The 13005-nt window shown below is 42.4% G+C and carries 16 protein-coding genes; 6 read left to right on the forward strand and 10 right to left on the reverse strand.

Going from position 1 to position 13005, the window contains the following annotated elements; translation table 11 throughout:
• Positions 1–379 precede the first annotated feature (379 nt).
• Positions 380–934, forward strand: a complete 555-nt coding sequence (locus ACSLUK_RS17670; protein ID WP_448550119.1) for a gamma carbonic anhydrase family protein — start codon at positions 380–382, stop codon at positions 932–934.
• Here the strand turns inward: ACSLUK_RS17670 and ACSLUK_RS17675 are convergent.
• The 6 genes from ACSLUK_RS17675 to tsaC all read right to left on the reverse strand — a co-directional run bounded on the left by ACSLUK_RS17675 (position 923) and on the right by tsaC (position 4724).
• Positions 923–1147: a hypothetical protein gene (locus tag ACSLUK_RS17675; protein WP_448550120.1), complete on the reverse strand. Its 225-nt coding sequence runs from the start codon at positions 1145–1147 to the stop codon at positions 923–925. The genes ACSLUK_RS17670 and ACSLUK_RS17675 overlap by 12 nt on opposite strands.
• Before the next feature lie 2 nt (positions 1148–1149).
• Entirely contained in the window at positions 1150–1962 is an 813-nt protein-coding gene (gene aroE / locus ACSLUK_RS17680) for a shikimate dehydrogenase (RefSeq protein WP_448550121.1), read from the reverse strand.
• A 107-nt stretch (positions 1963–2069) separates the two neighbouring features.
• Positions 2070–2750: an OmpW/AlkL family protein gene (locus ACSLUK_RS17685; protein WP_448550122.1), complete on the reverse strand. Its 681-nt coding sequence runs from the start codon at positions 2748–2750 to the stop codon at positions 2070–2072.
• 130 nt (positions 2751–2880) lie between these two features.
• Complete coding sequence (locus ACSLUK_RS17690; protein ID WP_448550123.1) at positions 2881–3252, reverse strand: diacylglycerol kinase; 372 nt, start codon at positions 3250–3252, stop codon at positions 2881–2883.
• A gap of 18 nt (positions 3253–3270) precedes the next feature.
• Positions 3271–4182 (reverse strand): oxygen-dependent coproporphyrinogen oxidase, encoded by a 912-nt coding sequence (gene hemF / locus ACSLUK_RS17695; RefSeq protein WP_448550124.1) that lies wholly within the window; start codon positions 4180–4182, stop codon positions 3271–3273.
• On the reverse strand, positions 4179–4724 hold the full coding sequence (tsaC, locus tag ACSLUK_RS17700; RefSeq protein WP_448550125.1) for an L-threonylcarbamoyladenylate synthase type 1 TsaC: 546 nt from the start codon (positions 4722–4724) through the stop codon (positions 4179–4181). Before tsaC ends, hemF begins: the two co-directional genes overlap by 4 nt.
• Before the next feature lie 227 nt (positions 4725–4951).
• Between tsaC and purE the strand changes: the two genes are divergently transcribed.
• A complete protein-coding gene (purE, locus tag ACSLUK_RS17705; protein ID WP_448550126.1) occupies positions 4952–5434 on the forward strand; it encodes a 5-(carboxyamino)imidazole ribonucleotide mutase in 483 nt (160 codons plus the stop codon).
• 9 nt (positions 5435–5443) lie between these two features.
• Entirely contained in the window at positions 5444–6586 is a 1143-nt protein-coding gene (locus ACSLUK_RS17710; protein ID WP_448550127.1) for a 5-(carboxyamino)imidazole ribonucleotide synthase, read from the forward strand.
• Between the two features lie 45 nt (positions 6587–6631).
• Here the strand turns inward: ACSLUK_RS17710 and ACSLUK_RS17715 are convergent, their stop codons facing one another.
• The 4 genes from ACSLUK_RS17715 to ACSLUK_RS17730 form a co-directional block, all read right to left on the reverse strand.
• On the reverse strand, positions 6632–7189 hold the full coding sequence (locus ACSLUK_RS17715; protein ID WP_448550128.1) for a DNA topoisomerase family protein: 558 nt from the start codon (positions 7187–7189) through the stop codon (positions 6632–6634).
• Positions 7190–7335: 146 nt separating this feature from the next.
• Positions 7336–7809 (reverse strand): DUF494 family protein, encoded by a 474-nt coding sequence (locus ACSLUK_RS17720; RefSeq protein WP_448550129.1) that lies wholly within the window; start codon positions 7807–7809, stop codon positions 7336–7338.
• Positions 7810–7811: 2 nt separating this feature from the next.
• Positions 7812–8954: a DNA-processing protein DprA gene (gene dprA / locus ACSLUK_RS17725; protein WP_448550130.1), complete on the reverse strand. Its 1143-nt coding sequence runs from the start codon at positions 8952–8954 to the stop codon at positions 7812–7814.
• A gap of 15 nt (positions 8955–8969) precedes the next feature.
• Positions 8970–10061, reverse strand: coding sequence for a LysM peptidoglycan-binding domain-containing protein (locus ACSLUK_RS17730; RefSeq protein WP_448550131.1), 1092 nt, complete (start codon positions 10059–10061; stop codon positions 8970–8972).
• Positions 10062–10178: 117 nt separating this feature from the next.
• Between ACSLUK_RS17730 and def the strand changes: the two genes are divergently transcribed.
• From def to rsmB, 3 genes are read left to right on the forward strand one after another with little or no spacing between them, the layout of a single operon-like run.
• Entirely contained in the window at positions 10179–10694 is a 516-nt protein-coding gene (gene def, locus ACSLUK_RS17735; RefSeq protein ID WP_448550132.1) for a peptide deformylase, read from the forward strand.
• A 26-nt stretch (positions 10695–10720) separates the two neighbouring features.
• Positions 10721–11695 (forward strand): methionyl-tRNA formyltransferase, encoded by a 975-nt coding sequence (gene fmt, locus ACSLUK_RS17740; protein WP_448550133.1) that lies wholly within the window; start codon positions 10721–10723, stop codon positions 11693–11695.
• Between the two features lies 1 nt (position 11696).
• Positions 11697–12998 carry a 16S rRNA (cytosine(967)-C(5))-methyltransferase RsmB gene (gene rsmB, locus ACSLUK_RS17745; RefSeq protein WP_448550134.1) on the forward strand — a complete coding sequence of 434 codons (1302 nt, stop codon included), beginning with the start codon at positions 11697–11699 and terminating at the stop codon, positions 12996–12998.
• The last annotated feature ends 7 nt before the right edge of the window (positions 12999–13005 follow it).

Here is a 13005-nt window from a genome sequence, read left to right on the forward strand (position 1 = left end):
CTCAGTTTTGATGTCAACCTTTTTTCTTAAAAAATTTTAAATTAAATTTTTAAGTGGTTGGCTTGTTAATCTTGGCCGTAGCGTTAACTAACTTTTCAAAACCGCCTCTTGGGTTGTCCCCGAGAAGATGAAGCGCATTTTAGAGATTTTTACGCAGGCGTCAACACTTATTTTAAACTTTTTACTTGTTTGCTTCATTTTTATGCAAACCAGTAAAAACAGGCGTTTTATAGTACAAAAGTAGTGTTTTTTGCGTTCAATTTACTATTTTGCTTTAAGCTAATGAAAACATCACTTTATCATTCGTTATTTTACATGAATTCTCAATACGTTTATTTCACGTATAATCAAGTTACTTAATAATACTTAGTAAATAGAAATGACACATTTAAATATTAGAAGCTTTCAAGGTAGCTCGCCAGTTATTGGCCTACGTACCTATATAGATGTCACTTCGGTTCTGGTGGGTGACATAACAATTGGTGACGATACTAGTATCTGGCCGCTTTGCGCAGCGAGAGGGGATGTAAACAAAATCACCATTGGCCAACGAACCAATGTTCAAGACGGTACAATTTTACATGTCACACGTAGATCAAAGAATAACCCTGAGGGATTTCCTCTTACGATAGGCGATGATGTAACCATTGGTCATCATTGTATGTTGCACGGCTGCACGCTCGGCAATCGTATTCTGGTAGGTATGGGGGCAATCATTATGGATGGTGCAGTTGTAGAAGATGATGTATTCATTGGCGCAGGCACTCTTGTACCACCAAACAAAACATTACGCTCTGGTTACTTATATGTAGGAAACCCTATGAAAGAAGCCAGACCCCTTAGAGATGAAGAAATTAGTTTTCTTAAGCAATCGGCAGTAAACTATGTCGAACTAAAAGACGATTACCTAGCAGAATTGTCATCAGAGGGTTAATCGAATGGTTGACGGCACTTCTTCTTGTTCTGTCAACCAATCTTCTATCGCTAATTCCCAATCAAACTTATCACTCGTCGAAATATTAGCTGGCAAGATATTGCTTATTATTTCAATAGTGATATTTTGCCCAGATACTAACCCGGAAAATCGCCATAGCTTTTGGTTGTTGTCGTATGCGAGGTCATCATTAAAAAGAATGGATTGATTCATGATTATTTCGCCAACATGTTTCTAACACAAATGAGTGTAGCCTGTACATCTGGCATACAGCCCGTCCAAATATTAAAGCTTTCTGCTGCTTGCCCTACTAACATACCCAAACCATCGAAAGTTTGACAAGCCCCTTTTTGTTCACAGTATTGCATAAATGCCGTTTTGTCAGAACCATAAACCATGTCATAACATATCGTGTGGTTGGCAATTATACCTTCAGGTAGTTCAACAGCAGTGTCAGTTAGGCTTGCTGAAGTAGCATTAATCACTATATCAAATGGCTGCGTTTCAGAAATATCTAAGCCATCAGCAACCAAACGAGTATCATTGAATTGCGCCACTAGTCCTTGTGCTTTGGCAACGGTTCGATTAATAATCGTAATACTTTCAGGCTGCTGCGCAAGTATAGGCAAGACGACGCCTCTCGCTGCACCGCCTGCTCCAATCAGCAGAATACGTGAATTTTCGAGTTTTACACCTTTACCTAGTAAATCACTAACCAAACCAATGCCATCGGTGTTGTCACCATGAATTTCACCATTAATAAAGCTGAGAGTATTCACTGCACCCGCCGCTCGTGCGCGATCGCTAAGATGAGAGCATAATGCCAATGCTTCTTCTTTGAATGGCACAGTAACATTGCCCCCCTTCCCGCCCGACGCGATAAATTGCCGAACTGTTGACTCAAATGCATCTAATGGAGCAAGACACTTTTCGTACGAAACATTTAAGCCGCAAAGCTGCGCAAAATGATGGTGGATATCAGGAGAACGCGATTGTTGAATAGGATTACCAAAGACACAAAGCTTCATTAGAAAGAATTCAAATAGATAAAATGCTTGAACGCATCTTAAGTTACTTTAACAAAAAAAGCAGCAAGGGTTTTGCTGCTTTTTGTACAAGTGATTATATGGTTTTGCTAAAACTTATAACCAATCATGAGTGAATAAACCATTGGGTCGATTGAAACATCGGCACTACCGTTTACTAAATTACCTACCTTAAATGTAGCCTCAGTATCAATATCAATATATCTAACCGAAGCATTAACGTGCCAATTGTTGTCGAGGTAATAATCTGCACCTACTTGTAACGCTAACCCAAAAGAGCTGTCTAGTGACAATTCATTGAAACCTAAGCTCTTAGGAGCGGCATCAAATTCTTCTTCAAAAAACACAGTATAGTTAATACCTGCCCCGATGTATGGTTTTAAATTACTATTGCTATCAAAATAATAGATTGCGCTTACCGTTGGTGGTAAATGCGTTACTTCGGCAAGTTTTGCGCCATCAACGCCTAATGCGGCATTTTTATCATGTACGGTAATATCGTGTGTAAAAGGCGTGGCAGCAAGAAGCTCTACCGCCCAATTTCGGTCGAAAAAGTAAAGACCATTTAAACCTAGTTGTGTGTTGTCATCTACTGATACTTGTAAACCTACAGAGTCATCGCCATTCAAAGCTACATTGGCTCTGTTGCTGTCAGGATTAACAAGTGTGGCTCCACCACGTACTACGATATCCCCAGCTTGGTAATCAACAGCATGAGATGAAACAGAAATTGAAGTTAAGACAGCCAAAGACAGTAGTGTTTTTTTCATGAGGGCTTTCCCTTAAATTATGAACAATGTGAAATTGCTCGCATTCTAAGCCTTCAAAAACAGGACTTTCTTGACCTAGGGCAATAAAGCAGTCATCAGTAATAAAAAATAAAACAATAGGCTTCGATGTTTAAATCATTGTGTACAATTTGTACGCCCACACCAATAGGAAATAGCAAATAGCCACAAATACAGCAGCAGATCCTAAGTCTTTCGCTCTGCCGCTTAGCTCATGATGTTCAGTACCGACACGATCAACAACCGCTTCAACCGCAGAATTAAGCAGTTCAGCGATCATAATGCCAACAATTGCCGAAATCAGCAGAACAAATTCCACAAAACCATTAGCTATCAAAGCAGCAACAGGGGTTAGCAATATAAAGAGAAATACTTCTTGTCGAAATGCTATTTCGTAACGGTATGCTGCCTTTAGGCCAAGCCAACTATGTTTAGCTGCTGGACCTAACCGAGCAATGTGACCATGTACATTTTTTTTCGTCATAACTTGCCTTTATGCACCTTAGCTAGAGAGCCAATCTCTTGGTGTCAGGTACGCATTGAGTTTAGCTTCTTCACTATTTTCTTTAGGTTGGTAATTATACTCCCAACGCGCCAGCGGTGGCATGGACATTAAAATAGATTCGGTGCGACCGCCAGACTGCAATCCAAACAATGTGCCACGGTCGAACACTAAATTGAATTCGACATAGCGCCCTCGGCGATAGAGTTGAAACTGACGATGTTTTTCATTGTACTGGTTGGTTTTTCTCGCCTGAATAATGGGCAAATAGGCATCTATGTACCCTCGACCAACCGCCTTTATATAGTCAAAACAGGTATCAAAGTCCCACTGATTTAAGTCATCAAAAAACAAGCCACCTACTCCGCGTGTTTCCTGACGATGCTTCAAATAAAAGTATTCATCACACCACTTCTTATGCTTAGCATAAACATCATCACCAAACGGCCTACATAAATCGTGCGCTGTTTGGTGCCAATGCTTAATATCATCGTCGTTTGGATAGAATGGCGTTAAGTCAAAGCCCCCACCAAACCACCATACAGGCTCCTCACCCGGCTTTTCCGCAATAAAAAAGCGAACATTTGCATGAGAGGTCGGAATAAACGGGTTGTGTGGGTGTATAACTAAAGAAACGCCACATGCCTTCCATGTACGACCCGCTAACTCTGGTCGATGTGCTGTAGCAGATGGTGGTAGTTTGTCGCCAGAAACCAATGAAAAATTAACGCCTCCTTGCTCTATAACGGCGCCATCAGTCAATACGCGAGTAAGCCCACCGCCGCCTTCAGCACGTTGCCAACTATCTTCAACAAATTTTCCTTTGCCATCTTCTTGCTCTAACGCATCACAAATATCGTTTTGTAGTGACTTTAGAAACTCTATAACTTGATCAATTTTTTCATGGCTCATGAGCGAAATGTTTCTCCTGTTAGCGCGTCGATGATAGTGGATGGCTGTTTAAAACCGAGTGTTTCTCCCTTTACTACAAAGTCAATTTGCGCAGTTAAAGCCGGATCTAGATCTTGCCAAGTTCGCGCAGGCTCCTTCCCCGTTAAGTTTGCACTCGTTGAAACAATGGGTTTATTCACTGCGTTGCACAAAGCGACAACGTCTGGCTGGCTAGTTACCCGAACTGCTATCGTGTCAAACTGTCCCGATAATAAAGGAGAAATATGACGATTTTTTGGCATCACTTGCGTTATGCCATCGGGCCAACGTGACAATACGGCAAATCGTTTATCTTGTGGGATCTGATTGTCGTCTATGTAAGGCAGCAACTGAGAATAATTAGCCGCTAGCAAAATCAACCCTTTTTCAGCAGGTCTTTGCTTTAGGGCTAGTAATTTTTGTACCGCCTCTTCATTATCAGGATCACAACCTAAACCAAAAACAGCTTCTGTCGGATAAGCAATTACTCCACCGCCGTGGAATACGTCTACTGCAGTCTGCATCACGTTTTCACCTTTATAAATAACTGCCGCGATTATACGCGCTTTCACTTATTTCTGTACATCCTTTCACTTATAGCACGATAAAACAGCCGATTTCTGCACAATAAGACGACAGATTTTACTTCACCGCATTCCGAAATGATGTAAAGGCAGTTATAATAAGCGATTAATTCTATGCTCCAAAATTAGGAGCGTTTTTTAATTTATTTGGTAAAAGGCGTTATATCATGACAGTGGGTATTATCATGGGGTCAAAATCTGATTGGCCAACTATGCAACATGCAGCAGATATGTTGAAACTTTTAAATGTTCCATATGAAACAAAAGTTGTTTCTGCGCATCGTACACCACATCTGCTTGCTGAATACGCCGAAAGTGCGAAAGAGCGTGGCATCAAAGTGATCATTGCGGGCGCTGGTGGTGCTGCCCATTTACCAGGAATGACTGCCGCTTATACTAGCCTACCTGTTCTAGGAGTTCCCGTTCAAAGTAAAGCATTAAGTGGACAAGACTCTTTGCTGTCTATCGTTCAAATGCCTAAAGGTATCGCAGTAGGCACCCTAGCAATTGGCACTGCCGGTGCTGCAAACGCAGGATTACTCGCTGCTCAAATCATTGGCACATATGACGCTGATGTTCAAAAGGCCATCGAAGATTTTAGAACTAATCAAACGGAATCGATTCTCAGTAACCCAAACCCTGAAGCATAGGTTATACAAATGAATCTACTAGTCCTTGGTGCTGGACAATTAGCACGTATGATGGCACTTGCTGCTAAGCCACTGAATATCGAAATTCGCGCATATGATGTCGGCTCTAACCAAGTGGTCGACCCATTGCGACCAACGGTAACATTTGGCGCGTTAGCTGACGGCATAGCGTTCGCAGATGCTATAACGGCCGAATTTGAACATATTAGTCATGATGTACTTGCCATATGCGAGCAATCAGGAAAGTTATACCCGTCAAGTCAGGCAATTAAGACTGGTGGCGATCGCCGAATAGAAAAGCAACAGCTTGAAGCCTCTGGCGCAGCAAATGCTAAGCACGCCATCATAGCATCAGAGCAAGATTATCGAGATGCGCTTGATACTCTATCCTTACCGCTGATTTTCAAGAGTGCACTTGAAGGTTACGATGGTAAAGGTCAATGGCGTTTAAAGTCTCAAGCAGACGCTGATGATACATGGCGAGACATTAGTTCATTTCTCTCTGCTGCCGATCCTCAGAAAAAACAAGGTATCATTGCAGAGCAAATGGTGCCATTTGACCGCGAGGTTTCGTTGGTTGGTGTTCGCGATAAATTGGGTAACACCAAAGTTTACCCACTTGCTGAAAACCACCATACCAATGGTGTATTGAGTGTTTCTACTGCATTAGTAAACGAAGACGCATTGCAAGCACAAGCCTCAGATATATTTGATCGCGTAGCTAGCCAATTAGATTATGTTGGCGTATTAGCAATTGAGTTCTTTCAGGTTGGTGAACAATTGCTGGTTAACGAAATTGCGCCTCGCGTACACAATTCTGGTCACTGGACGCAACAAGGTGCGGATACGTGTCAGTTTGAAAACCATGTACGCACTGTTTGCGGGCTACCCATAGGCAGTACTGCATTAGTGCGCCCTACCGCGATGATCAATATATTGGGCGAAGACACGTTACCTAATTCTTTGTTAGCGATTCCTGGCGTTGCCATTCATTGGTACGGCAAAGCAAAGCGAGCTGGCAGAAAGATGGGTCACATCAATGTATCGGCAGCTACATCAGAGCAGTTGCAGCATTCATTAACATTAGTGGCAAAAGCACTACCAGACAATACAACCTTTGCTGATATTAAAGCGTATATAAACAAGAATTAACGGTTAATCTATTCGACAACGATAAAGGGCACCATGAGGTGCCCTTTACGATTGAAAATGTCCGCATTTCTTTTGAGCACATTGTAGTTTCTCGCCAGCCGCCATATTCCGTTTAACTAACAACGGATAGTGGCACTTTTCACATTCCCCTGCCACTGGTTCATGATTGACAATGTATTTGCACTTAGGGTAACGATCACAGCTATAAAAAGTCTTGCCATAACGACTCGTTTTACTCTGTAAGCTACCTTTGCTACAACTTGGACAAGCTACTGTGGCCGCCTGCGCATTCTGCTCATGTTCAATATAATGGCAATCAGGAAAATTGCTGCACCCAATGAACATACCATATCGCCCCTGTTTTACCGCCAGTTCACTGCCGCATTGAGGACATTCACTTCCGGTTAAAATACGGTCTTCTACTTTCTCATGCTCTACAACGGGGCGAGTATATTGACAATTTGGGTAGGACGAACAGCCAAGAAATGCACCTGATTTACCGTTTTTAATATGTAATTCACCACCACATTCTGGGCAAAGCTCATAGGCTTTTTCCAGCGCATGCTCGTGGCGACTAAACAAGGAATCGTCCGACTTAGACATAATATAATTTACCAAGTGATAATGATGGGTATTATGCCACAAGTCGTCTGGTCAACAATAGGCTAATTTTTTCTACGGACACTATAGCGTGTCGATCAAAAAGAGCAGGTATAAAGCCTGCTCTTTACTAGTATGGACTGAATTGATTAATGAAGTGGACCTTCTTGTTCATCAAATATTAAGTCTTCCATTTGTGAATAGGCGTTTTCTTTCCCTGGTACATTGAATAACACCATAAGCACCACCCATTTAAGGTCTTCAATGGTAAACGTTTTAGTGTCCAGCTCCATCACTCGGTCAATCACCAGTTCCCGTGTGGTAAAGTCCAACACATTCACATGTTCTAAAAACATCAAGAATCCACGACACTCTATATCCATTAACTGCATTTCGTCTTGAGTGTAAATACGGAATGAGCTATTTCCCACTCGTGTTAGGTATGGGTACGCGTCTGTGTCTTGTAATGCCGCTAATTTTTCCAACCAAGACAGCGCTTTGTATATTTCGTCTTGGTGAAATCCGGCGCGAGTTAATTCATCAGTTAGAATATCATGGTCAACCATAACTTCAGCTTCACTGTGAATATAGTTTTCAAAAAGGTACATCAAGATATCAAACATAACTAGCCCCTATTCAATTTAAGGTAGCCACCTGGCACCGCAGATACCAGACCTCTGAGCTCAAGCATCGTTAATCGGGTTAACACTACATCTATGGGTAGTTTGCTCCGAGAAACCACTTTGTCTACGGGAGTGATTTCATAACCCACACTAGCTAACAATGGATCATTGCACAACCCTTTATTATTGCTTTTTTTGTGATCCTCTTGTTTTTGTTGATCTTTATTTAAGTGTAGACCATCAAATGTATTTATTGCTAACTCTTCTTCAATATCGGCAGGATCGTCTACAAGTTTAGCGCCTTGTTTAATTAACCAATGACAGCCTTGTGCATTCGGATTTTGAATGACACCTGGCACTGCGTACACATCTCGGTTGTGCTCTAAGGCGCATTTGGCCGTAATCAATGAGCCACTTTTCATCGCTGCTTCAACAACGAGTACGCCTTGTGACATACCACTTATGAGTCGATTTCGTTTAGGAAAATGCCCTGCTCTTGCTGGCGTTCGTGGCACGAACTCACTCACGATCAATCCACCTTTCTCCAGAATCTTTGCCACCAATGGTTTATGCCTAGTTGGATAGACGACATCAATTCCCGTTGCAATAACCGCAATCGTTGCACCGGTTTCATCCAATGCACCTTGGTGAGCGCTTGCATCAACGCCTATTGCTAGGCCACTGGTTATTACCAAAGATGCACAAGCTAATTTTTTGGCAAAACGATAGGCCGTGTCCTTGCCATAATAGCTAACATTTCGACTGCCGATCACTGCCAGTTGAGGTTGATTAAGAAGCTCAAGCCGCCCTTTAGCAAACAATACTAGTGGCGGATCGAAGATCTCTCTCAGCAGCTGGGGGTAATGGTTACACGAATAGCCAATGACGATGCCCCCACATGCCCTAGTCTGAGCAAGTACAGCTTCAACTCTGTTCCAATCAGGTGATAATAAGTAATTATGCTGTGCTTGCGACAGAGTACAGTCTTGTTGTGCTGGCGGCGCTTGAAATAGTTGACGTAATCCAAACGAGTCAACCAGCGCTAGCTTCTTCCGTACCGAGAGGCGTGGAAGAAATTTTAGCGCTAACCAATATTTGATGTCTGAATCTTCGTTTTGAATGTTGTTGCCAGTTCCTTTTGGCACTAAGTAACCTCCATGTTATTTAGGTGATTTTACAATATCCTCTAGGCGCAATGGTTTTTCTGAATGCAATATCAACGCTTTACTCATTTTGTTGTACACCTGGAAAACCATCATTTTTCCTAATGCTTCACTCGGCATTTGATAGTCAGAATTAGACTCAGTTGCCATGCGATTCCATCTAGATGCATCTGCAGTGTAAACTGGCCCATCATTAGTTTCTACGACACCTGGGCTTTCACGTTCAACCGATAAAATATCACCTTGCATCACACCATCTTCACTACCACGGTTTATCAATACCACTTCTAATTTGCCAAACTCACGTGCATCAGAGGCCGCTTTGATGATTTCACCTACGATGGTTTCAGTTGCTGGCTGCATAGTAAAAAATGCGGGTAACAACTGACTCTCATTCACTTCTTTGACAACATTACCAGAGCGAATTTCTCTCATTGCACTTTGGCTCACTACAGTCGCGGGCACTTTTTCTGCGATATTGCCTGTTCTAATTGCTTTGCCAGTACCAACCATGTTGGCATAATAGCCAATGACTTCCTGAGTTTCTGGATCTAGTATTGCGTCAGCCTTTTCATAGAACGCATATGATTGACCAACCTTTAAATCACCATGTACATATAACTTAAAGTGATCCATGCCAGACTTATACCCTTCATCATTGCCAAGAATATAAGGCAACTCATTGACTTCTTCTGGCGATAAGACGGTATCGTATTTGAGATATGGCGCAATTGTCTCAAGTGAAATGGTTTCAATGGGTGTCAATTCTTTTCGTTGAGTACGAACTTTAGGTGACCATTTTAATGTTGGCTTGCCTTTTACCAACATTGGTTGGCCAGTTTCATCATAAACTAGCCGCAATTCATCTCCTGGATAGATCAAATGAGGATTTTCTATGTCAGGATTTAACCGCCAGATTTTTGGCCATAACCATGGCTGCTTTAAAAACACCGCCGAGATATCCCAAAGGGTATCTCCTTTCTTAACAACATAAGATGAAGGTGCATCAGGCGCTAATGTAATTTTCTCCGCCGCTGAAATAAACGGCAATAATAAGAAAATCAGCGATAAATTTATGATTTTTAGCATACTCACCAGCCTATTCTTAACCCATTTGACTTAAACCACTATGATTAATTTTATTTAATGGCTAAAATTGAAACATAACACTGTATGCGAAATTTCGCGAATTCTTTTAGAAAAATTATGGCTATATTACCTGTATTACGATTTCCAGATGAACGACTGAGAACCAAAGCACAACCCGTTGACGAAGTGAATGATGACATTCGAAAAATCGTTAGCGACATGTTCGACACGATGTACGCAGAAAACGGTGTCGGCTTAGCTGCCACACAAGTCAACATTCATAAGCGCATTGTGGTTATCGATGTTTCAGAAAACAAAGAGCAATCTTACGTTTTAATTAACCCTGAAATTATCGAAAAAAGCCCACAAACCGTTATTAACGAAGAAGGGTGTTTATCAGTGCCGGGCTGTTATGCGAAAGTTGACCGCGCTGTTAACGTGAAAGTTCGTGCGCAAAATGAACATGGCGAATTTTATGAGATAGAAGGTGATGAACTCCTTGGTATTTGCATCCAACATGAACTCGACCACCTTAATGGCGTATTGTTTGTCGATTATTTATCACCATTAAAACGCAAACGCATTCAAACAAAATTAGAAAAAGAAGCGCGCTTAGAACAAGCTCGCGCTTAATTTACTGGCTGTAATAAGAAACATTCATGTCTAAACCGTTAAAAATAATTTTTGCTGGCACCCCAGATTTTGCTGCTCAACACTTGTTGGCACTTATTCAATCAGAACATCAAGTGATTGCCACCTACTGCCCACCAGATAAACCTGCTGGACGAGGGAAAAAACTAACCCCTTGTGCCACTAAATCTCTGGCGCTTGAACACGGCATTCCTGTGTATCAGCCAATCAACTTCAAAGATGAGGCTGATCAGAATCAACTAGCTGACTTAGGCGCCGATGTGATGGTAGTGGTGGCCTATGGTTTACTACTGCCCGAAGCTATCTTACAAGCACCTAGATTGGGTTGTATCAATGTGCATGGTTCGTTATTACCTGAATGGCGTGGCGCAGCTCCAATTCAACGAGCTGTAGAGCGCGGTGACCAGGAAACCGGCGTAACCATTATGCAAATGGACAAAGGCCTCGATACCGGTGACATGATCTTAAAAGCCTCCTGCCCTATCCAAACCAACGATACAAGTGCCAGTATCTATGAGAAATTAGCAGAATTAGGTCCCAAGGCGTTATTAGAAACCTTAGCGCAAATGTCTGCGGGTGACTACATACGTACGCCTCAAGACAACGCGCTCGCGACTTATGCCGCTAAGCTGGACAAAGCAGAAGCAGAGCTTGATTGGTCAATGCCTGCGAAACTGTTAGACCAAAAAGTACGAGCTTACATTCCATGGCCAGTTGCGCAGTTTTCATTTACCGATGAAAAAGCACAAACACACCGAATTCGCATTTGGCAAACTCAAGTTGTCGAGCAAAATAGTGATGTAGCACCGGGGACGATAATCGAAGCCAATAAGAGTGGTATTACTGTCGCGACTGGTGAACAGGCTTTGCGTTTACAGTCGTTACAACTACCCGGTAAGAAAGCATTGCCTGCACAGGATATTTTAAATGCCCGAGCGCAATGGTTCACCGTAGGCCAATCAATTAAAGGTTTCACCAGTTAGTATGGCTAAGAACATTCGCGCATTAGCAGCAAAATGTGTTTTTCAAGTAGTAGATAATGGCCGCAGCCTTTCTGACGAACTTCCACAAGCGCAATCTCGGGCAGAAGGCAAAGACAAAGGATTATTGCAAGAACTCTGTTATGGCGTATTGCGATTTTTGCCTGAATTAGAACACAGCATTCGACCTTTAGTGAAAAAGCCACTCAAAGGAAAACAACGTGTTGTGCACTTCCTGATGTTAGTGGGTGTTTACCAACTCAAATATACTCGTATTCCTGATCACGCGGCACTAAGTGAAACAGTCAACGGTGTAGTTGCACTAAAAAGCCCTCACCTCAAAGGCATGGTTAACGGCATCCTGCGAAATTACCAACGCAGTCATCAAAATACAGAAGCTAATGAAGATCAAACAATTTCTGATGCCGTCCAGTATAATCACCCAAGTTGGTTCATCAAGAAAGTACAAGCAGGATATCCTCAGCAATGGTCGTCTATATTGGAGAAAAACCAAGAGAAGCCGCCTATGTGGCTGCGAGTAAATCAGCAAAAACTTGCAGTAAACGACTATATTAAACTGTTAGAACAAGCTGAGATCGACTTCGACTATGTAGACCCCAGCAGCCAGGCAATAAAGTTGACACACCCTATCGATGTCAGTTTATTACCCCAATTTGAACAAGGCTGGGTATCAATTCAAGACGGTGCAGCGCAACAAGCCGCAAAATTACTGGATACACAAGCTAGCGACAACGTATTAGATTGTTGTGCAGCCCCCGGCGGGAAAACCTGTCACATCATGGAAAGCCAGCCTCAGTTGGCTTCAATGACAGCTATCGACGTAGAGCCGGAAAGGCTAACACGCGTTCAAGAAAACCTTACCCGTCTAGGGTTAAATGCGAAAGTAATTGCTGCAGACGCAGCCAACCCACAATCATGGTGGGACGGTGAGCAGTTTGACAGAATTTTACTCGATGCGCCCTGCTCCGGCACAGGTGTTATTCGACGTCACCCGGACATCAAATGGCTACGAAAAGCGAGTGATATTAACGAGTTAACCCTACTACAAGCAAAAATTCTACGTGCGATTTGGCAGCTATTAAAGCCCGGAGGTACTCTGGTCTATGCAACTTGCAGCATCTTACCTGAAGAAAATCACCAGCAAATCAAGGCCTTCTTGGATGACGAGCCAGATGCCGTTCATGTTGCAATTACCGATAAAAGCGAGGATATTGGTTGGCAGATATTACCGGGCGACCATTCTATGGATGGTTTTTATTATGCAAAACTCACAAAGAAAAACTAAAACAGAG

It is taken from the genome of Thalassotalea fusca, assembly GCF_053485835.1.

Coding starts and splice junctions, on each gene's coding strand:
- ACSLUK_RS17670 (WP_448550119.1), top strand. CDS start 380: ATGACACATTTAAATATTAGAAGCTTTCAAGGTAGCTCGCCAGTTATT.
- ACSLUK_RS17675 (WP_448550120.1), bottom strand. CDS start 1,147: ATGAATCAATCCATTCTTTTTAATGATGACCTCGCATACGACAACAAC.
- aroE (WP_448550121.1), bottom strand. CDS start 1,962: ATGAAGCTTTGTGTCTTTGGTAATCCTATTCAACAATCGCGTTCTCCT.
- ACSLUK_RS17685 (WP_448550122.1), bottom strand. CDS start 2,750: ATGAAAAAAACACTACTGTCTTTGGCTGTCTTAACTTCAATTTCTGTT.
- ACSLUK_RS17690 (WP_448550123.1), bottom strand. CDS start 3,252: ATGACGAAAAAAAATGTACATGGTCACATTGCTCGGTTAGGTCCAGCA.
- hemF (WP_448550124.1), bottom strand. CDS start 4,182: ATGAGCCATGAAAAAATTGATCAAGTTATAGAGTTTCTAAAGTCACTA.
- tsaC (WP_448550125.1), bottom strand. CDS start 4,724: ATGCAGACTGCAGTAGACGTATTCCACGGCGGTGGAGTAATTGCTTAT.
- purE (WP_448550126.1), top strand. CDS start 4,952: ATGACAGTGGGTATTATCATGGGGTCAAAATCTGATTGGCCAACTATG.
- ACSLUK_RS17710 (WP_448550127.1), top strand. CDS start 5,444: ATGAATCTACTAGTCCTTGGTGCTGGACAATTAGCACGTATGATGGCA.
- ACSLUK_RS17715 (WP_448550128.1), bottom strand. CDS start 7,189: ATGTCTAAGTCGGACGATTCCTTGTTTAGTCGCCACGAGCATGCGCTG.
- ACSLUK_RS17720 (WP_448550129.1), bottom strand. CDS start 7,809: ATGTTTGATATCTTGATGTACCTTTTTGAAAACTATATTCACAGTGAA.
- ACSLUK_RS17730 (WP_448550131.1), bottom strand. CDS start 10,061: ATGCTAAAAATCATAAATTTATCGCTGATTTTCTTATTATTGCCGTTT.
- def (WP_448550132.1), top strand. CDS start 10,179: ATGGCTATATTACCTGTATTACGATTTCCAGATGAACGACTGAGAACC.
- fmt (WP_448550133.1), top strand. CDS start 10,721: ATGTCTAAACCGTTAAAAATAATTTTTGCTGGCACCCCAGATTTTGCT.
- rsmB (WP_448550134.1), top strand. CDS start 11,697: ATGGCTAAGAACATTCGCGCATTAGCAGCAAAATGTGTTTTTCAAGTA.